Annotated in this window: 11 protein-coding genes; 7 read left to right on the top strand and 4 right to left on the bottom strand. The window is 67.7% G+C overall.

Annotated elements, in window-relative coordinates; genetic code table 11:
• Window positions 1-7: 7 nt before the first annotated feature.
• Window positions 8-226, bottom strand: coding sequence for a hypothetical protein (locus tag FAZ69_RS00225; RefSeq protein ID WP_136891952.1), 219 nt, complete (start codon window positions 224-226; stop codon window positions 8-10).
• Between the two features lie 14 nt (window positions 227-240).
• Entirely contained in the window at window positions 241-417 is a 177-nt protein-coding gene (locus FAZ69_RS33125; RefSeq protein ID WP_169708512.1) for a hypothetical protein, read from the bottom strand.
• A 602-nt stretch (window positions 418-1019) separates the two neighbouring features.
• On the opposite strand from FAZ69_RS33125, the gene FAZ69_RS00220 reads away from it, so the two are divergent.
• From FAZ69_RS00220 to glgB, 3 genes are read left to right on the top strand one after another with little or no spacing between them, the layout of a single operon-like run.
• Window positions 1020-4556, top strand: coding sequence for a maltotransferase domain-containing protein (locus FAZ69_RS00220; protein WP_136891951.1), 3537 nt, complete (start codon window positions 1020-1022; stop codon window positions 4554-4556).
• Window positions 4546-8022: a maltose alpha-D-glucosyltransferase gene (gene treS, locus FAZ69_RS00215; protein ID WP_136891950.1), complete on the top strand. Its 3477-nt coding sequence runs from the start codon at window positions 4546-4548 to the stop codon at window positions 8020-8022. The genes FAZ69_RS00220 and treS overlap by 11 nt, the downstream gene beginning before the upstream one ends.
• Entirely contained in the window at window positions 8015-10261 is a 2247-nt protein-coding gene (glgB, locus tag FAZ69_RS00210; RefSeq protein ID WP_439654730.1) for a 1,4-alpha-glucan branching protein GlgB, read from the top strand. Before treS ends, glgB begins: the two co-directional genes overlap by 8 nt.
• A gap of 15 nt (window positions 10262-10276) precedes the next feature.
• Here the strand turns inward: glgB and FAZ69_RS00205 are convergent, their stop codons facing one another.
• Together FAZ69_RS00205 and FAZ69_RS00200 are read right to left on the bottom strand one after the other, a co-directional pair.
• Window positions 10277-10783 (bottom strand): hypothetical protein, encoded by a 507-nt coding sequence (locus FAZ69_RS00205; protein ID WP_240702044.1) that lies wholly within the window; start codon window positions 10781-10783, stop codon window positions 10277-10279.
• A complete protein-coding gene (locus tag FAZ69_RS00200; protein ID WP_240702043.1) occupies window positions 10780-11982 on the bottom strand; it encodes a DUF6402 family protein in 1203 nt (400 codons plus the stop codon). The genes FAZ69_RS00205 and FAZ69_RS00200 overlap by 4 nt, the downstream gene beginning before the upstream one ends.
• Before the next feature lie 204 nt (window positions 11983-12186).
• Here FAZ69_RS00200 and glgX point away from each other — a divergent pair, with 204 nt between their 5' ends.
• The 4 genes from glgX to treY are packed head-to-tail and all read left to right on the top strand — an operon-like array spanning window position 12187 to window position 21501.
• Complete coding sequence (gene glgX / locus FAZ69_RS00195; protein ID WP_136891949.1) at window positions 12187-14379, top strand: glycogen debranching protein GlgX; 2193 nt, start codon at window positions 12187-12189, stop codon at window positions 14377-14379.
• A 53-nt stretch (window positions 14380-14432) separates the two neighbouring features.
• On the top strand, window positions 14433-16370 hold the full coding sequence (gene treZ, locus FAZ69_RS00190) for a malto-oligosyltrehalose trehalohydrolase (protein ID WP_136891948.1): 1938 nt from the start codon (window positions 14433-14435) through the stop codon (window positions 16368-16370).
• A gap of 41 nt (window positions 16371-16411) precedes the next feature.
• Window positions 16412-18667, top strand: a complete 2256-nt coding sequence (gene malQ / locus FAZ69_RS00185) for a 4-alpha-glucanotransferase (protein ID WP_136892464.1) — start codon at window positions 16412-16414, stop codon at window positions 18665-18667.
• Complete coding sequence (gene treY, locus FAZ69_RS00180; RefSeq protein WP_136891947.1) at window positions 18664-21501, top strand: malto-oligosyltrehalose synthase; 2838 nt, start codon at window positions 18664-18666, stop codon at window positions 21499-21501. Before malQ ends, treY begins: the two co-directional genes overlap by 4 nt.
• The last annotated feature ends 5 nt before the right edge of the window (window positions 21502-21506 follow it).

Genomic DNA, 21506 nt, shown 5'->3' with positions numbered 1-21506 from the left:
GCGCCGCTCAATCCATCGGCGAAAGACGGCCGCAGTCGTCGCTGGGCAGCGATGAGCAGGCAAACGAATATTGGCCGGTCCAGCGCAGCGCTTGCTTGCCGTACTGCATGCCGTTGTGGAACGCCTGCGGATCGTTTTCGTAAGCGATAAGCACCGTGCAGCCAAGCGCGAACATCACGACCAGCGCGAACGCGATCCGTTCGAAGACTCGAAAACGCTGGGGCATTCGTCCGGGTCCGGTTACCACTTGCGGCTCGCCGCTACGCGCACGCGGCGCTCGTGGGCTTCGGCGACGATAGCGCACGTTTCCAGGTGGAGCATCAGCGCGCGGCGAGCTTCACGGCGAAACGCGGCGGCAAAGTCGGCCAGCGCTTTGGAGAGCGGGGATTCCACGACGAAGGCGGTCAAGGTTTTCATGATGATTAGGGTTTTGTCCTAAGGGATAACCCTTAGTATAGAGATAACCTTGCTGCACCGCAATACGCCAATATTCGCGTGTTGCCAATTTGCGTCGATTCGCCGCGCGGTCGAATGCGTACCGCATGATGAAAAGCGCATCGGCCCAGCCATGTAAAAAAGCGTGGCTGACGGATGTCACATTTACAGACGCGCCGCCCGCATCGCGGCACGCGCAAACATCCGACCAAATGCCAAGCGGATCCGAGTGAAATCCGCCCTCACTATTCCCATATCGCCCGCATACACTTCTCTGAAACACCGGAATTCGCCGCATCGAGCGCCTGCCGTCCCAAGCGAACGCCAACGGCCTCGCAGCGCTCGATATCGCCTCGGCTTCTCGGCGCGCGGCGAATTTCGTCGGGTACGGCATGCAATCTGCTTGGGCTTCGGGGACTTGCGCTCCGCGCCGCAACGATGCAGCACCGCGCGCGAGCTACCGGCACTGTCGATCGGAGTTAGTGCTTCAGCACTTACTCCGATCCCATGCAAAGCTAGAGGCCTATTGATGTGATCGCACATTGCCGTGCATCCACACCGCAGGACGAATCTGGAACAGACCGATGGAACTTCGTCACGCGTATGCGCCGCGGATCTACTTCCTTCATCCCCTTCTCGTCGGGCCGCTCGGCGCCTGGCCTGCGCAGTTCGAGCATGCGGCGGCGCTCGGCTTCGATCATGTCCTGATCGGCTCGCCGTTCCTGCCGGGCCATGCGGGCCATCTGCAAGTCGTCGCCGATCACGAGCGTCTCAATCCCGCGTTCGAGTCGCAATTGCCCGCGCGCGAGGCGCTCGGCATGCTCTGCGAGGTCGCGCGGAAGGCCGGGCTGACGGTGCTGCTCGACGTGATCGTCGATCGCGTCGCGGCCGACGGCGGGCTCTATCGCGACAACCCGCACTGGTTCCAGCCGTTCGAGGCCGAAGACGCGGCCCTCGACCCGCGCCATGCGCGGCGCGAGGACAACGTCGCCTATGCGAACTTCGAGAGCGGCGGCGCGACGCTCCGCCTGAGCACGTGGTGGGCGAACGCGCTGCTCGCGCTCGCCGACGCGGGCATCGCCGGCTTTCGCTTCGATTCGCCGCATCGCGTGCCGTCGAACGTGTGGCGCTCGCTCGGCGCGAAGGTGCGCGAGAAGCATCCGCGGGCGCGCTTTCTCGCGGCGACGCCAGGGCTCGCGCGCGATGAGCTCGCCCGGCTCGAAGGCGCGGGGTTCGACAGCGTGTTCTCGTCGATGCGGTGGTGGGACTTCCGCGCTGACTGGCTCCTCGACGAGCACGCCGCGCTCTCGCGCATCGGCGCGCCGATCGCGTTTCCCGAAGCGCCGTACGGCGCGCGCCTCGCGGGCGACTTCGCCGGCGCGAGCGACGCCGCGATCGTCGAGCGCGGCTATCGCCGTGCCTTGTGGACAACCGTCACGCTCGGCACCGGCTGGCTCGTGCCGATGGGCTTCGAATACGGCGTCGGCGAAGCGCTCTCATACACCTCGGGCGACGCCGGCCGGTACGCGGCCGCGTGCGCCTCGCCGCGCTTCAATCTGTGCGCCGAGATCGAGCACGCCAATGCGCTGCGGCGCGAAACGCCTGCGCTTTCGTCAGCGGGCGAGCTGCGGGCGCTATCGCCCGCGGGCGCGAACGTCGCCATGCTGCTGCGCGGCGCGAGCGCCGATTTGCGCGACGCCCAGGAAGCCGTGCTGTTCGTCGTCAATCCCGACATCGCCACGCCCGCCTTCGTCGACCCCGCGCACTGCCTGGACGGCATGCCCGGCAACCTGACCCGCTTCAAGCCGCTCGCGAGCCCCTGCACCTTTGCTCCCACCGCGCTCGAGCCGTTCTCGCTCGCGCCCGGCGCCACGCACCTCTATCGCGCGAGCGCGGGCGCGCCGGTCGTCGCCAGGCACGGCAGCGGCAAGCATGCCGCGGCGTTCGCGGCAGCGGCGATCCACGACGCGCTCGACGCGCCGCGCATCGCGATCGAGAGCGTGTCGCCGTCGGTCGACGGCGGGCGGTTCGTGGTGAAGCGCGTGGTCGGCGAGCGCGTCGAGATCGGCGCCGCGATCTTCGGCGAGGGCCACGACAAGATCGCTGCCGCGGTGCTCTGGCGTCCCGCCGACGAAACCGCCTGGCACGAAACGCCGATGACACCCGCGCCGCCAGCCGGCCTCGACCTGTGGAGCGCGCGCATCCCGCTCGAGCGGCTCGGCCGGCACGAGTTCACGGTGATCGCGTGGCGCGACGACTTCGCGTCGCTCGTCGATCACATGCGGAAAAAGCTGAACGCGAACCAGACGGTCGATCTCGAAGTCGAGGAGGCGCGGCACCTGTTTGCGCATGTGCTCGCCGAAGTGGAGACGGCCGATGCCGAGCAAGCCAGCGAGACCGCGAACGAAGCCGCTGCGGCAACGGATACGGCGCACAGCAGCCACCACGAGCACCGCCAGCACCATGAGCACGCCTCGCAACGCGCCGCCGTCGCCCAGCTCAAGCACCTCGTCACGCAGTTCGCGCACGCGAGCCCGCAAGGGCGGCTCGATCTCGTGCTCGCGCCGTCGACGGCCGACACGATCGCCGCCGCCCGCCACCGCCCGTTCCTCACGCGCGACGCGACGATCTACCGGATCGACGCCGAGCGCCTCGCCGCGCGCTTCGCAAGCTGGTACGAAATCTTCCCGCGCTCGATGAGCGACGACGAGCGCCGCCACGGCACCTTCGACGACGTGATCGCCCAGCTCCCGCGCATCCGCGACATGGGCTTCGACGTGCTCTACTTCCCGCCGATCCACCCGATCGGCAGGATCAACCGCAAGGGCCGCAACAACACGCTGCAGGCGCTCGAAGGCGACGTCGGCAGCCCGTATGCGATCGGCGGCCAGGAAGGCGGCCACACGGCGGTCCATCCACAGCTCGGCACGCTCGACGACTTCAAGCGCATGCTCGCCGCCGCGCACGAGCACAGCCTCGAGATCGCGCTCGACTTCGCGATCCAGTGCGCGCCCGATCACCCCTGGCTCGCCGAGAATCCGGCCTGGTTCGCATGGCGGCCCGACGGCACGCTGCGCTACGCCGAGAACCCGCCGAAGAAGTACCAGGACATCGTCAATCCCGACTTCTACACGCACGACGCCAAGCCCGCGCTCTGGTTCGCGCTGCGCGACATCATCCAGTTCTGGATCGACGCGGGCGTGCGCATTTTCCGCGTCGACAATCCGCACACCAAGCCGCTGCCGTTCTGGGAATGGATGATCGCCGACATCCGCTCGCGCCACCCCGACGTGATCTTCCTCTCGGAGGCGTTCACGCGGCCACGCCTCATGTATCGGCTCGCCAAGCTCGGTTTCTCGCAGTCATACACGTACTTCACGTGGCGCGAATCGAAGCGCGACTTCACCGACTACCTGACCGAGCTGACCACGAGCAATGTGCGCGAGTTCTTCCGCCCGAACTTCTTCGTCAACACGCCCGACATCAACCCGCGCCACCTGCAATCGCAAGGACGCGCGGGCTTCATGATCCGCGCGGCGCTGGCGTCGATGCTCTCGGGGCTGTGGGGCGTCTATAGCGGCTTCGAGCTCTGCGAAGCGGCGGCGCTGCCCAACAGCGAGGAATACCTCGACTCCGAGAAGTACCAGCTGCGCGCCTGGGACTGGCACCGCCCCGGCAACATCGCCGCCACGATCGCGGCGCTCAACCGCATCCGCCGTACGAATCCGGCGCTGCACACGCACCTGGGGCTCACGTTCCTGCCCGCTTATAACGACCACATCCTGTTCTTCGAAAAAGCGACCGAAGCGCGCGACAACGTGATCCTCGTCGCGATCAACCTCGATGCGTTCAGCGAGCAGGGTGCCGATATCGAGCTCTCGTGGCACACCTGCGAACGCTGGAGGATGCACGACGGGGACGCGCTCGCGGTCACCGACCTGATGACGGGCGAGCGCTTCGAATGGCGCGGCCGCCGGCAGCACGTGCGGCTCGACCCGAACACGCGGCCGTTTGCGATTTTCCGGATCGCGCCGGCCGCCGGCCTGCCGCGCGACGAGCGCGCCGACACTCATTTCCCTGGCGCCGCATCCAGCTCCGCAGAGGTGCACGATGAAGCGTGACGCTCACCGCGAACAGATGAATCCCGCCACCGTATCGGAAGCGCAGGCCGCGCTGGGGCAGAAAGCCCTGCGCGCGGCGCGGCGCGCGAAACCGGCGCTGCTTTCCGACGATCCGCTCTGGTACAAGGACGCGGTGATCTACCAGGTCCACGTGAAGTCGTTCTTCGACGCGAACAACGACGGCGTCGGCGACTTCCCGGGCCTGCTCGCGAAACTCGACTACATCGCGGAGCTCGGCGTGACGGCGATCTGGCTGCTGCCGTTCTACCCCTCGCCGCGCCGCGACGACGGCTACGACATCGCCGACTACCGCAGCGTCCATCCCGACTACGGCACGCTCGCCGACGTCAAGCGCTTGATCCAGGCGGCGCATTCACGCGGCATCCGCGTGATCACCGAGCTCGTCATCAACCACACCTCGGACCAGCACCCGTGGTTCCAGCGCGCGCGCCGCGCGAAGCCGGGCTCGAACCATCGCAACTACTACGTGTGGTCCGACACCGACACGAAGTACGCAGGCACGCGGATCATCTTCATCGATTCGGAGCCGTCGAACTGGACGCACGACCCGGTCGCGGGCGCGTACTTCTGGCACCGCTTCTACTCGCACCAGCCCGACCTGAACTTCGACAACCCGGCCGTGATGCGCGAAGTGCTGCAGGTGATGCGCTTCTGGCTCGACATGGGGATCGACGGCCTCAGGCTCGATGCGGTGCCCTATCTCGTCGAGCGCGAAGGGACGATCAACGAGAACCTGCCGGAAACGCACGAGATCCTGAAGAAGATCCGCGCGACGATCGACGCCGAATATCCGAACCGGATGCTGCTCGCCGAGGCGAACCAGTGGCCCGAGGACGTGCAGGAATACTTCGGCAGCGAAAACGAATGCCACATGGCGTTCCATTTCCCGCTGATGCCGCGCATCTACATGGCGATCGCGAGCGAGGACCGCTTCCCGATCACCGACATCATGCGCCAGACGCCGGACCTGCCGCCCACGTGCCAATGGGCGATCTTCCTGCGCAACCACGACGAGCTCACGCTCGAGATGGTCACCGATTCCGAGCGCGACTACCTCTGGAACACCTATGCGAGCGACAGGCGCGCGCGGCTTAACCTCGGCATCCGCCGCAGGCTCGCGCCGCTCATGGAGCGCGACCGGCGCCGCATCGAGCTCATCAACTCGCTGCTGCTGTCGATGCCCGGCACGCCCGTCATCTACTACGGCGACGAGCTCGGCATGGGCGACAACATCCACCTCGGCGACCGCGACGGCGTGCGCACGCCGATGCAATGGTCGTCGGACCGCAACGGCGGCTTCTCGCGCGCCGACCCCGAGCAGCTCGTGCTGCCGCCCGTGATGGGCTCGCTCTACGGCTTCGACGCGGTCAACGTCGAAGCGCAGAGCCGCGATCCGCATTCGCTCCTGAACTGGACCCGCCGCATGCTCGCGACGCGCCGCGCCAAGCACGCGTTCGGCCGCGGCACGATTCGCTTTCTGAAGCCGAACAACCGCAAGGTCCTCGCCTATCTGCGCGAGATGGAGGGCGAGGCGCCGATCCTCTGCGTCGCGAACCTGTCGCGCGCGCCGCAGGCGGTGGAGCTCGACCTGTCGGAATTCGCAGGCCACGTGCCGATCGAGATGACCGCCGATTCGGTGTTCCCGCCGATCGGCCAGCTCACCTACCTGCTGACGTTCCCGCCCTACGGCTTCCTCTGGTTCCTGCTGTGCTCGGGCGATGCGCGTCCCGCGTGGAGCCAGGCGCCGTCGCAGCAGTTGCCCGAGTTCGTGACGATCGTGATCCGCGTCGGGCAGACGGGGCCGACGCCCGAGAACGTGCGCCTGCTCGAATCGGAAGTGCTGCCGTCGTACCTGAGCCGGCGGCGCTGGTTCGCGTCGAAGGATCAAAGGCTGCACGGCGTGCGCCTGGCCGCCTTGACGACGATTCCCGACACCGGCTTCGCGTTCACCGAAGTCGAGGCCGATCTCGGCAGCCACACCGAGCGCTACGTGCTGCCGCTGGCGATCAGCTGGGGCACGGATACCACGGCGCCGCTCTACATGCAGCTCGCGCTCGCACGCGTGCGGCGCGGCCGCAATATCGGGCACCTGACCGACGCGTTCTCGCTGCCGCTGTTCGCGCACGGCGTGCTCAAGAAAATGCGCGAGCGCGCCGCAGTGCCGACCGTGCAGAAGAGCGAGATCCGCTTCGAGCCGACCGCGCGCTTCACCGAGCTCGACGGCCTCGACGACGCGCCCGAGATCCGCTGGATCGCCGCCGAGCAGAGCAACAGCTCGCTCGTGATCGCCGAGCGCGCGGTGCTCAAGCTGGTGCGGCGCGTGGTCGGCGGCATCCATCCGGAGGCGGAGATCAGCCGGCATCTGACCGACATCGGCTATGCGAACACCGCGCCGCTCTACGGCGAGGTCGTGCGCGTCGATCCGGCCGGCGTGCCCCATACGCTCGCGATCCTGCAGGGCTTCATCGACAACCAGGGCGATGCGTGGAACTGGGCGCTCGACTATTTGCGGCGCGTCGTCGACGAGCTGGCGCTGTCGGCCGACGGCGCCGAGCTGAGCGCGGAGGACGTCGAGAAGATCGAGGGCTACCAGACGCTGACGGGCGTCATCGGCAAACGCCTGGGCGAGCTGCACGTCGCGCTCGCCCAGCCCAGCGACGACCCCGCGTTCGCGCCCGAGAGCGCGACGCGCGAGGACGTGCAGGCCTGGATCGACGGCACCCAGGCGCTGCTCGCGAGCGCGCTCGACCTGCTCGCCGAGCGCCTCGCGAAGCCGGCGGGCGACGCGCTCGACGAAGACACGCAACTGCTCGCGCAAAGCCTCCTCGATCGCCGCGCGCTGCTGGTCGAAGCGGTCGCGAAACGCGTGCCGCTGGAGGTCGAGGCACGGCGCACTCGCGTGCACGGCGACTTCCACCTCGGTCAGGTGCTGATCGCACAGGGCGACGCGTTCCTGATCGACTTCGAAGGCGAGCCCGCACGCCCGCTCGAGGAACGCCGCCGCAAGGCGAGCCCGCTGCGCGACGCCGCCGGGCTCTTGCGCTCGCTCTCGTATGCGAGCGCCGCCGCGCAGTCGACGATGGAAGCCGCGCCGCCGCAAGTCGCCGACCGCAAGCGCGCGCTGTTCGACCGTCTGCGCGGCTACGGCGAGGAGAGCTTTTTGCGCGAGTACCGGGAAGCCGCCGCGCTCGCGCCGCAGCCGCTCGTCGAGCCGCAGGCCGAAGCCGCGCTGCTCGACCTGTTCCTGGTCGAGAAGGCCGCCTACGAGATCCGCTACGAAGCGGCCAACCGGCCGTCGTGGCTGGGGCTGCCGGTGCGCGGCCTCGCCTCGCTCGCGAGCCGCATGCTCGGCGACACCGGCATACCGGCTGCGGGCGTACCGGCTGCGGGCACGCCTGACGCGGCGGGGCCCGACGCAGCGTCCGAGGGAGCCGCCGATGAGTGAAAGCGCACAGCCCCTCGTCAAGCCGATCGCCGGACGCGGCCCGCGAGCGGGCCTCTCCGAGCTCGACATCGAAGCGCTCGCCGACGTGCGCCATCCCGATCCGTTTTCGCAGCTCGGCCTGCACCGCACCACCGACGGCCCCGCCGTGCGCGCGATGCTGCCGGGCGCGGCGGGTGTCGAGGTGATCGAGCGCGAGGGCGGCGCGCCGCTTGGGCACCTGACGCAGATCCACCCCGGCGGCCTGTTCGCCGGCGTGATCGAGCGCGCGGCGCCGTATCGTCTGCGTATCGACTGGCACGGCGCCCGGCAGGAGATCGAAGACACCTACTCGTTCGGCGCCGTGCTCTCCGAAGACGCGCTGCAGCGCCTCGCCCACGCCGACCCGTACGCGGTGCTCGAATGCCTCGGCTCGCGCCCGTGGGAGCTGGACGGCGTGCCGGGCGCGCGCTTCGCCGTGTGGGCGCCGAATGCGCGGCGCGTCTCGGTGGTCGGCGACTTCAACACCTGGGACGGCCGCCGCCACCCGATGCGGCTGCGCCACGTGGCCGGGGTCTGGGAGCTGTTCGTGCCGCGCCTCGCCGCCGGCGCGCGCTACAAGTACGAGATCGTGACGCGCGACGGCCACACGCTGCCGCTCAAGGCCGACCCCTGCGCGATGCAGACCGAGCGCCCGCCCGCGACCGCATCGATCGTCGCCGATGCCGGGCGCATCGAGCACTTCCCCTGGACCGACGGCGCCTGGATGGCCGACCGCGCCGAGCGCCAGACGCCGGGCGCGCCGGTCTCGATCTACGAGGTCCACGCCGAATCGTGGCTGCGCGTGAACGAGGAAGGCGGGCGCAACCTGGACTGGTCCGAGCTCGCCGAGCGCCTGATCCCCTACGTGCTCAGCATGGGCTTCACGCACGTCGAGTTCCTGCCGCTCGCGGAGCATCCGTTCGGCGGCTCGTGGGGCTATCAGCCGCTCTCGCAGTTCGCACCGTCGGCTCGCTTCGGCCGGCCCGAGGCATTCGCCGCGTTCGTGAACCGCGCGCACGAAGCGGGCCTCGGCGTGATCCTCGACTGGGTGCCCGCGCATTTTCCCAACGACGCGCACGGCATGATCGCCTTCGACGGCACCCCGCTCTACGAGCACGCCGATCCGCGCGAGGGCTATCACCAGGACTGGAACACGATGATCTACAACCTCGGGCGCAACGAGGTGAGCGCGTACCTGATCGCGTCGGCGCTCGCGTGGCTGTTGCGCTATCACGTCGACGGGCTGCGCGTCGACGCGGTCGCCTCGATGCTCTACCGCGACTACTCGCGCGGCGAGGGCGAATGGGTGCCGAACATCCACGGCGGGCGAGAAAACCTCGAAGCGATCGCGTTCCTGAAGCGCATGAATCACGAAGTCGCGCATGCGCCAGGCGTGCGCGGCGCGATCACCGTCGCCGAGGAATCGACGGCGTGGCCCGGTGTCACCGCGCGGCTCGAGGACGGCGGCCTCGGCTTCACGTTCAAGTGGAACATGGGCTGGATGCACGACACGCTCCACTACGTGCACGAAGACCCGCTCCATCGCCGCCATCACCATCACACGATGACCTTCGGGATGGTCTACGCCTATTCCGAGCGCTTCGTGCTGCCGCTCTCGCACGACGAGGTGGTGCACGGCAAAGGGTCGCTGCTCGGCAAGATGCCGGGCGACCGCTGGCAGCGCTTCGCAAACCTGCGCGCGTACTTCGGCTTCATGTGGACGCATCCGGGCAAGAAGCTGCTGTTCATGGGCGGCGAGTTCGCGCAGTTCGCCGAGTTCGATCACGACGGCTCGCCGCACTGGCACCTGCTCGACGATGCGATGCACCACGGCGTGCAGACGCTCGTGCGCGACCTGAACCGGATGTATGCGAACGAGCCCGCCCTGTACGCGCTCGACAGCGATCCCGCCGGCTTCGAATGGATCGTCGGCGACGACACCGCGAACAGCGTGTTCGCCTACCGGCGCATGGACGGCGCGGGGCATCAGTGCGTGGTCGTCTGCAACTTCACGCCGGTGCCGCGCCACGGCTATCGGATCGGGCTGCCGCGCGCGGGGCGCTGGAGCGAGATTCTCAATACCGATGCGGGCGTTTATGGCGGCTCGAATATGGGCAACGGCGGGCAGGTCCATACGGACGACATCGCGAGCCACGGCACGCCGCAATCGGCGGCGCTGACGCTGCCGCCGCTCGCGACGGTGGTGCTGCGGGCGGATTGATCGGCGGGCGGTTCGCTATGGCAATCGCGCCATGATTTTGTCGAAAAGCGTGGGCGGCAGGCTGAGTTCACCGCCGGTGTCCATCGCCGTATCGTAAATCAACGAATCAGCGGTCCACGTCAACCTGGCCGCATCGGGATAGGCGTATGTCCGCTCGGCGAGCAATGACATATCGGCGGTCCGATAGACTCGCAACAGAATTCGATTCTGAGGCAAATAAGCGTACTCCGCCGTGTATTCACCCTTGTGTGCCGCGTCATCGGATAGCTCTCTATGGAATTTCGTGACCTCGGCTCGGTCAGTCGCGTCTTGGTAATAGTTCCAGGCAACGCACACGACAAAAATAGACCCTAGCCGGATACCAAGCTTTCTTAGCGCTATCTTCAAACGAACGCTGCGCCCTTCCCTGTCAGAGAACACATATGCAACAACAACCAGAAGAGCTATCAGAAGCACCGCCGTTCCAAACACAACAAACATGCCGACCGCATATGTCTGCATGCCTTCCGCCAACCCATTCATTCGAAGTACACCTTTATCGGTTTTTCCAGACGGACAGTCTTCCAGTCTGAATAAATGATGAAGTCACCGCCACGCTGATGTTTCAGCTGCCACTCCCTAAAAGATCTGTTTCTCACTGGATAATAAACCTTACCTTTCTTGTGCAGATTTTCCGCTACATTCCCTGTAACCACGGGATAATCCAGCCAAGGCACTCCCGCCATGTTTATTGCCACATATCCGGGGACGACGATCACGCCATCCTTGCTCCAGTGACCCAGATATTGAGACCGCGTATCCGACGCGCCCTCGAACGAGTAGCCGTCCCTCACATAAACGGCGATATGCGTAACCGTAGCGCTCTTGCCCTGCAGGTCAAAATCGGCTGTAGCAATCGCGGCATAGAAATTGAACGCCCCCAGCGATCCCGTCAAATCATCGGGAACCCCTTCATGCACCATCCGCCGAACATATTGCTCGGCTTTCTGTTCGAACGAGCTTTCAACTACTACACGTTGAAACTGGAAATTCCTGTGGAGTTGCCGGATGTCGTTATCGCATTCCGTCCATGGAGATACGCCCAAACGCTTCCTATATCGGCGCAGAATTTTTTTGGCTTCTTCATAGGCTTTTCTGTTGTAGATCGCCGTATTGATCAACTCTTCATATTGCTTCCTAGCCCGCTCGTGCTTGAGAACCCAGTCCATCGTGACTGAGGTTCGATCGATCATGCTTTCAGAGTAAGGCTGGCCGTCCTGATTGATTTCGTCCTTTTGGTCACTATCACTCTGCGAATAGTTCAGCTCCCCCGCAAACCACCGCTCCATCAGCTTGGCCGACACCGGCATGAACTCCTTGCGCATCGCGCCTGGAATCTCCTGGATATCGAACGGCGGCACCACGTCCTGCTTTTTGGCAGCCGGCGGCTCGAGTTTTGACGTCTTCGGCGGAACCGGCGCGTCGAGCCATGCCTTGAAGCGCAAGAACGGCTTCGCTATGCGCTCGATGTCATCCAGCATTTTCATCGCCGGATCCGGCTGCGCCGCCTGCATGGTGCGCTCGGTCAGCGGCTCCAATCGCTTCAGTTCAGGTGGCGCCCGTTCCATCGACAATTGCGCCTCCCGAACCATATGGCAGCCTTCCGCGCGTTCACATATCGACCATCGCCATAACAGCTTGTTAATCTTGAAGTACGGCAAGCTCACCGAATCAATTTCCATACCAGCTCTTCCCGACCCCGCTTCACCTCAGACCAATCGCAGATCCGTCCCGATTTCGCAGATTCTAGACACGTTTCTTGCTTTACCCAGCGGGCATATCAAAAGCCTATAGTTCAACTGAGCGTGGCGCGACGGCAATCCTCCCGGCGGCACAGGTACACCGCCACATTCCGCAGGTAAAAACGACTCCTAGGGTGCTGACAAATGGCCAACTCCCTCCCCGACCGTCTGGACCCAGGCATGCCCTACCCGCTCGGCTCGACCTGGGACGGCCTCGGCGTCAACTTCGCGGTGTTCTCCGCGAATGCGCAGCAGATCGAGCTCTGCCTCTTCGATACGACGGGCCGCAAGGAGCTCGCGCGCCTGCCGCTGCCCGAATGCACCGACGAGATCTGGCACGGCTACCTGCCCGGCGCGCATCCGGGCGCCGTGTACGGCTTTCGCGCGCACGGCCCCTACCATCCGCAGGACGGCCACCGCTTCAATCCGTACAAGCTGCTGCTCGACCCGTACGCGAAGAAGCTCGTCGGCCAGTTCCGCTGGTCCGACCCGCTGTTCGGCTATCGCGTGCATTCGAACCGGCTCGACCTCTCGATGGACCGGCGCGACTCGGCCCCCGCGCTGCCGAAATGCGTCGTCATCGACGAAGCGTTCGACTGGTCGCTCGACGTGCGTCCCAACGTGCCGTGGTCCGAAACCGTCATTTACGAAGCGCATCTGAAAGGCGTGTCGATGCTGCGCCCGGACTTGCGTCCGCATGAGCGCGGCACCTTCTCCGCGCTCTGCTCGCCGCAGTTTCTCGACCATCTGCATCAGCTCGGCATCACGGCGATCGAGCTGCTGCCCGTGCACGCATTTCTCAACGAGCGCTTCCTGGTCTCGCGCGGACTGACCAACTACTGGGGCTACAACACCGCCACGTTTTTCGCGCCGGACCCCGCCTACCTGTCGACGCGCCGCTTGAACGAAATGCGCATCGCCGTGCGGCAACTGCACGCGGCCGGCATCGAGGTCATTCTCGACGTCGTCTACAACCACACCTGCGAAGGCAACGAGCTCGGCCCGACGATCGCCTGGCGCGGCCTCGACAACGCGAGCTACTACCGCCTGATTCCCGGCGAAGAGCGCCACTACATCAACGACACCGGCTGCGGCAACACGCTGAACCTCTCGCATCCGCGCGTGCTGCAGATGGTGATGGACTCGCTGCGCTACTGGTCGACCGCCTACAACGTCGACGGCTTCCGCTTCGACCTCGGCGTCACGCTCGGCCGCGAAGGATCGGGCTTCGATCCCGGCTCGGGCTTTTTCGACGCGATCCGGCAGGACCCCGTGCTCTCCACGCGCAAGCTGATCTCCGAGCCGTGGGATATCGGCCCCGGCGGCTACCAGGTCGGCGCGCACCCGCCTGGCTTCGCCGAATGGAACGACAAGTTCCGCGACAGCGTGCGGCGCTTCTGGCGCGGCGACGCCGGCATGCGGCCCGACCTCGCGGCGCGGCTCACGGGCTCGGCCGAGCTCTTCAACCGCCGCTTCAGAAAACCATGGGCGTCGGTCAACTATGTCGCATCGCACGACGGCTTCACGCTCGCCGACGTCGTCTCCTACGCGCACAAGCACAACGAGGCGAATGGCGAAGAGAACCGCGACGGCCATAACGAGAACTGGAGCACGAACTGGGGCGCCGAAGGGCCGGCCGACGACGCCGTGATCGGCGAAACGCGCGCCCGCGCGGCGCGCTCGATGCTCGCGACCGTTCTCACCTCGCTCGGCACGCCGATGATCGCGGCGGGCGACGAATTCCTGCGCACCCAAAAGGGCAACAACAACGCCTACTGCCAGGACAACGAGATCTCGTGGCTCGACTGGAACCAGGCAGCCACGCCCGAAGGCCGGACGATGACGGCCTTTGCCGCGCGCCTGATCGCGTTGCGCAAGCACCATCCGCTGCTGCGCGAGACGCGCTTCCTGCACGGCGACAAAGAAGTGCTGCCGGGGATCCACGACGTCGGCTGGTTCGACGAGCGCGGCGAGCCGCTGACGAGCGAAGCGTGGCAGGACCCGGAGCGGCGCGCGCTGACGCTGCGCCGTGCGGGCCTCGGCCTCGACGGCGAAATCGAGGTGCTGCTGTTGATGCTCAACGGCGCGGCGACACCGCTCAACTTCGCGCCGCCCGCACCGCGTCTCGCGTGGAGCGTGCTGATCGACACCGCCGCCCCCGAGGCGCCGCCGCACCCGCTCGAGACGGCCGGGCTGACGGTGGCCGAACACGCGTTTGCGATCCTGGCCGCGCATCCGGCAAGCCGCGGGGAACAGCCCGCCGCTCCGCCTTATACGGCCGCCGGCGCTTTTCCGGGGACCGGCGGCCCAATCGACCCTCGCCGCCGCCCCGCGTAAACCTAAACTTCATCTCATCAACCGGTCGGCGCTCATCCCGAGGGTAGAGAACCATGTCCGAGTCTCCTTACGATCCGCATGCTCGCCACTACGTGCAGTGCCTGCCCTTCGGCGCCCAGCTGCTCGGCGCCCAGGGCGCAGCGCCGCGCACGCGCTTCCGCCTGTGGGCGCCCTCGAGACGCATCGTGCAAGTCGAGATCGAGGGCCCCGACGCCGCACCCGAGGCCGCCGCGCTCATCGACATGGCGCCCGCCGGCAACGGCTGGTTCGAAGCCGAGGCCGAATGCGGCGCGGGCACGCGCTACCGCTACCGGCTCGACGCCAACCTCGCCGTGCCGGACCCGGCCTCGCGCTTCCAGCCCGGCGACGTGCACGGCCCGAGCGAAGTCATCGACGCGCGCGCCTACCAATGGCAGAACACCGAATGGCGCGGCCGGCCTTGGGAAGAGATGGTGCTCTACGAGCTGCACGTCGGCGCGCTCGGCGGCTATGCGGGCGTGCAAAAGCGCCTGCCGCGCATCGCCGGCCTGGGCGTGACCGCCATCGAGCTGATGCCGCTCGCCGATTTCTCCGGCACGCGCAACTGGGGCTACGACGGCGTGCTGCCCTACGCCCCCGATTCGTCATACGGCAGGCCCGACGAGCTCAAGGCGCTGATCGACTGCGCGCATGGCCTCGGGCTCGCGGTGTTCCTCGACGTCGTCTACAACCACTTCGGCCCCGACGGCAACTACCTGCACGAGTACGCGCGGGAATTCTTCCGCGACGACATCGCCACGCCCTGGGGGCCGTCGATCGACTTCTCGCGGCCCGAAGTGCGCGACTTCTTCTGCGACAACGCGCTCTACTGGATCAACGAATACCGCTTCGACGGGCTGCGGCTCGATGCGGTCCACGCGATCGGCGATACCGACTGGCTGCGCGAGCTCGCGGACCACGTCCACGGCTCGGTCAAGCACGGCCGGCACGTGCACCTCGTCCTCGAAAACGAGCACAACGAGGCCAACCTGCTCGAGACGCATTTCGACGCGCAATGGAACGACGATGCGCACAACGCGCTGCACGTGCTGCTGACGGGCGAGCAGGAGGGCTACTACCGGGCCTTCACCGACAAGCCCATCGACAAGCTCGCGCGCGTGCTCGCCGAAGGCTTCGCGTATCAGGGCGACGCCTCGCCGGTCCACGACGGCGCTCCGCGCGGTGAACGGAGCGCGCACCTGCCGCCGACGGTCTTCGTGATGTTCCTGCAGAACCACGACCAGATCGGCAATCGCGCGTTCGGCGAGCGGCTGCGCTCGCTGTGCGCGCCGCAGGCGCTGCTCGCGGCGACGGGCCTGCTGCTCCTGTCGCCGCAAATCCCGCTGCTCTTCATGGAGGAGGAGTACGGCTCGACGCAGCCGTTCCTGTTCTTCACCGACTACACGGGCGAGCTCGCCGACGCGGTCCGCGAAGGACGCCGCCGCGAGTTCGCAAAGTTCGCCGCGTTCAACGACGCATCGGCCCGCACGCGCATCCCCGATCCGAACGATCCGCAGACGTTCGCGCTCTCGTCCCCCGCCTATGACGAAGCCAGCGATGAAACCGGCGCAACCCGCGGCACCGGCGACCGCGACGCCTGGCGCCACTTCTATCAATCGGCGCTGGCGGTGCGCGCCAAGCTGATCACGCCACGCCTGGCGCAAACGCGCGCGCTCGGCGTGACGGTTCTCGCATCGTCGAGCGGCCGCCACGCGAACGCGCTCGTCGCGCGCTGGCGGCTCGCGGACGGCGAAACGCTCGCCATCGCGCTCAACCTCACGCCCGACGCCCTGCCGTTCCCCGAGCATCCCGACGGCATGGTGATCTTCGAGACACCGCCGCGCGCCCGCGACCGCGTCAACAGCTACGAGCTGCCGCCCTACTCGCTCGTCGCCTGGATGACGGGCGACGTGAACAGCTACGCGCTCGCGCACGACGCGCGCATCGCCGACGAACGGGAGCCGCAGGCGTGAGCCAGGCCAGATCGACCGCGGCCGAAGGCGCCGACGCCGACATGGTCGAACGCCTGGCCGAGCGCGCCGGCTTCGAGATCCAATGGGACGACGCGCACGGCATGCCGAGGCGCGTGCCGGCAGGCACGCTCGCCGCGCTGCTCGAGCGCATCGGCCTGCCGTGCGGGACGGCTGCCGACGCCAAGCACAGCATGGCCACGCTCGATGCCGAGCTCTCGGGCCGCAAGCTGCCGCCGCTGATGACCGCCGAATGCGAGCGAGCGATCGCGCTGCCGGCTGCCGCGATCAAGTCGGGAAGCCGCTACCGGATCGAGCTCGAAAGCGGCGAGCTGATCGATGGCCGCTTCACGGCCCCGAAAGGCGAGGCCGCGCTGCTCGCGCCGATCAGCGAGCCCGGCTACCACACGCTCTTCATCAACGACCAACACCTGCGCCTCGCTGTCGCGCCCTCGCACTGCTACACCGTCGACGATGCCTGGCGCGCGTTCGCGGGCGGCGTCGAGCGCCCCGCCGCGCTGTGGGGCATCGGCGCGCAGGCCTACGGCCTGCGCCGCCGCGGAGACGGCGGCATCGGCGACTACTCGGCGCTCGCCGCCTTCGCGATCGAAAGCGCGAAACGCGGCGCGCACGCGCTCGCGATCAGCCCGATGCACGCGGCGTTCAGCGCCGATCCGCACAAGTACAGCCCGTACGCGCCGTCGTCGCGCCTGTACCTGAACGTCGCGCATATCGATCCGGCCGCCGTGTTCGGCGCAGAGGCGGCGCACGCGGCGCTCGACGCCGCCGGGCTCACGGACGAGTGGGCGAGACTCGAAGCGTTGCCGCTCATCGATTGGCCGCACGCGGTGACGGTCAGGCTCAAGGTGCTGCGCACGCTGTTCGAGCAGTTCTGCACGCACGAGCGCGCGCAGGATGCCCCGCGCGCACTCGAATTCAATGCGTTTTGCGCGAACGGCGGCCAGCCGCTCGAAGACCATGCGCGCTTCGAAGCGCTGATGGCCGCGCAGCTGGCCGTTGGCGGCAGCGGACACTGGCGCCGATGGCCCGCGCCGCTCGCCGATCCGCGCAGCTCGGAAGTCGAAGCGTTCGCGCAGGCGCATCGGCACGACGTCGAGTTTCACCTGTTCCTGCAATGGCTCGCGGCCAAGGGGCTCGCGCACGCCCAGCACGCGGCGCGCGACGCGGGGATGGCGGTTGGCCTCGTCGCCGATCTCGCGGTCGGCTGCGACAGCGCCGGCAGCCATGCCTGGTCGTATCGCGACGACATGCTGCAGAGCGTCTCGGTGGGCGCGCCGCCCGACATCTTCAACCAGGCCGGCCAATCGTGGGGACTCACGACGTTCTCGCCGCGCGCGATGCGCACGCAAGGCTTCGCCGCGTTCATCGACATGCTGCGCGCCGCCTTCGCCTACGCGGGCGGCATCCGCATCGACCACATCCTCGGCTTGCGGCGCCTCTGGCTCGTCCCCGAAGGCGAGCTGGCGATGAACGGCGCCTACCTGCGCTATCCGGCCGAAGACCTGCTGCGCCTGATCGCGCTCGAATCGGCGCGCCACCGCGCGATCGTGATCGGCGAGGATCTCGGCACGATCCCGCCCGGCTTTCGCGAGCGGCTCGCCGATCACGGCCTGCTCGGCATCCGCGTGCTGTGGTTCGAGCGCGGCCATTACGGCGCGTCCTTCAAGCCGCCCGGCGAATGGGGACGCTCCGCGCTCGCCACCACGACGACGCACGACCTGCCGACCATCGCCGGCTGGTGGCGCGGCGAGGACATCGACTGGCGCAACCGGATCGGGCAAACCGCCGCGCGCGCCGACGGCCGCGACCCGGTCGCGCTCGCGCACGCCGAGCGCGCCGCCGATCGCGATGCGCTCTGGCGTGCGCTCCAGGACGCGCGCCTCGCGCCGCGGGACGTGGGCGCGCCGGGCGTCGATCACGCGCCGGTCGACGAAGCGCTGGCGTTCGTGTCGGCGACGCCGGCGCCGCTCGTCACCTATCCGCTCGAGGACCTGCTCGGGCTCGCCGAGCAGCCCAACCTGCCCGGCTCGATCGACGAGCATCCGAACTGGCGGCGGCGCATCGCTGCTTCAGTCGACGAGCTCTTTACAGATGCGGTATTCGTGGACCGGCTGCTGGCCGTCGCGCGCTCACGGGACGATGTCGCGCGCGGCCTGCCTATGCCGTCCGGCTCGGCCGGAACTCATGTCACACGCGGCAATCCATGCCTCGATGCTCGTCCGGAAACGTCGCCGGACACGCCATCCGGCCCCAGGCCCAATCCCGGCTCCACACCATGACCGTTCCGCGCTCCACGCTCCGGCTTCAGCTGCATCGAGGCTTCACGCTCGACGACGCCGCCGCGCAGCTCGACTACTTCGCCTCGCTCGGCGTGAGCCATCTGTACCTGTCGCCGATCACGACCGCCGTGCCCGGCTCGACGCACGGCTACGACACCGTCGACTACACGCGCGTGAACCCGGAGCTCGGCGGCGAGGCGGCGCTCCTGCGCTTGGCCGACGCCGCGCGCGCACGCCAGATGGGCCTCATCGCCGACATCGTGCCGAACCACATGGGCATCGGCAGCGCGCACAACGCGTGGTGGCTCGACATCCTCGAATGGGGACGGCACAGCGCGTTCGGCCGCCATTTCGACGTCGACTGGCATTCGCCCGATCCGGCGCTGCGCGGCAAGGCGCTCGCGCCGTGCCTCGGCGCGCCCTACGGCGAAGAGCTCGAAGCAGGCAGGATCACGCTGCAATTCGATCGGGATGCCGTACGATTCTTCGCCGCCTATGCGCATCATGTGTTCCCGATCTGTCCGGCTGAATACGCGCCGATCCTGCAGACCGTGGACCAGCCCGAACTGGCCGCGCTCGCCGAGCGCTTCACCGGGCTCGCGCCGCAAGCCGCCGACCAGCCGCGCGCGGAGCAAGCGCGCGACGCCTTGCGCGAGTTCGTCGCGACGGAGCACGGCATGGCGGCGATCGGTGCGGCGCTGCAGGCCTACGCGCCCGATACGGCAAGCGGACGCGAGCGCCTGCATCGCCTGCTCGAGCGGCAGTTCTTCCGGCTCGCGTGGTGGCGCACCGCCGCCGACGAAGTGAACTGGCGGCGCTTCTTCGATGTCAGCACGCTCGCCGCCTTGCGCCAGGAGCGCCCCGAGGTTTTCGAGGCGACCCATGCACTGATCCTGCGGCTCTTCGCGCAAGGGGTGATCGACGGCGTGCGCGTCGATCACGTCGACGGCCTCGCCGACCCGCGCGAATACTGCCAGCGTCTGCGCCAGCGGCTGTTCGACGTCGAAGGCGAGCGTCCGCAGCAAATCGACGGCCGGCGCGCGTATTTGATCGTCGAGAAGATTCTCGCCCGCCGCGAGCCGCTTTCCGTCGACTGGGGCGTCGACGGATCGACCGGCTACGACTTCATGAACGACGTCGGCGCGCTGCTGCACGACCCCGGCGGCGCGGCGCCGCTCGCCGACGCATGGGCCGAGCTCGCCGGCAACCCGCGCTCGTTCGCCGACGAAGCGCTGATCGCGCGGCGCAAGATCTTGACCGAGCACTTGTCGGCGGAACTCGATCGCTCGGCGCGCGCACTGCATCGCATCGCGCGCGATCACCCGGCGACGCGTGACTTCACGCTCACGTCGATTCGCCGCGCAGTCGCCGAGCTTGCCGTGCATTTCCCCGTGTACCGGATCTACCTGCTCAACGGCCAGCGCACCGACGACGATGAGCCCTACTTCAACCAGGCGCTCGAGGCCGCGCGACAGACGCTGCCGCGCGCCGATCATCAGGTGCTCGAACGCGTGGCCGGATGGCTCGGCGGCAAGACGCGCGAGCGCGAGGAAAACCCCGCGCAGACGACGCAGCATGCGAACTCGCCGAACTCCCAGAAGCGCACGACGCCCGCGCTCTTCGCCCAGCTCACCGCGCCGCTCGCCGCCAAGGCGATCGAAGACACCGCCTGCTATCGCTACGGACGCTTGCTCTCGCGCAACGAAGTCGGGGCGGACCCGGGAGAATTTGCGCTGTCCGTCGAGGACTTCCACGCCGCCAACCTCGCACGCGCGAAGCATTTCCCGCACACGATGCTCACCACGGCCACGCACGACCACAAGCGCGGCGAAGACGTGCGCGCGCGCCTCGCGGTGCTGAGCGAGATTGCGCACGAATGGAATGCGGCGCGGCACGCGTGGTCGACCTTGAACGCGCCGCAGCGGCGCGTGCTGGACGGCAACGATCGCGACTGGGCGCCGGGCCCTGCCGCCGAGGCGATGCTGTATCAGACGCTCGCCGGCTGCTGGCCGCTCGACCTCGATCCGGGCGACGAGGCCGGCGTGAAGGCGCTCGCGGAGCGCGTCGCCGGATGGCAGGAGAAGGCGCTGCGCGAAGCGAAGCTGCGCACGAGCTGGTATGCGCGCGACGAGGCGTACGAACAGGCGTCGCGCGACTTCCTGCTCGACATCCTCGCGCCGCAGCGGCGCGACGGCTTCCTGCACGAACTGCCCGCGTTCGTCGCGCGCATCGCTCGCGCGGGGGCGGTGAACAGCCTGCTGCAGACCGTGCTGCGGATGACCTCGCCGGGCGTGCCGGACCTGTACCAGGGCACCGAGCTGTGGGACTTCAGCCTCGTCGATCCCGACAATCGACGCCCGGTCGATTTCGCGCGGCGTCACGCGTGGCTGACGGGCGAGCCGCCGAGCGAACAACTTGCGAACTGGCGCGACGGACGCGTGAAGCTCGGCATCGTGCACCGCGCGCTGACGCTGCGCGCGGCGTCGCCGGCGCTGTTTCTCGAAGGGTCGTATGTTCCGCTGACGGTGCGCGGAAAGCTGGCGCGTCATGCGATTGCGTTTGCGCGCCAGCACGGCGATGCCTATGCGATCGTGATCGGGACGCGTTTTGCAATGGCCTTGCTCGACGAGGGACGCGACGTGCCGCATGTCGAGCCGGCGAAGTGGGAGGACACGGTTGTCGTGCTGCCGAACACGCTTGCCGGGCGGGCGCTGTTCGATTGGCTGAGTCCCGGTGCGCCGAAGGTGGATGAAGCGGGGGCGCTTCGGGTGAGCGAGGCGCTTGCGGCGTTGCCGGTGGCGGTGCTGGTTGAGGAAGGGGTGCGGGCTGCGTAGGACTT

The organism is Trinickia terrae (genome assembly GCF_005144415.1).
In the GTDB taxonomy this organism is placed as follows: domain Bacteria; phylum Pseudomonadota; class Gammaproteobacteria; order Burkholderiales; family Burkholderiaceae; genus Trinickia_A; species Trinickia_A terrae.
The sequence above is the reverse complement of the archived record's forward strand: the minus strand, read 5'-3'. Positions and strand labels throughout refer to the sequence as shown.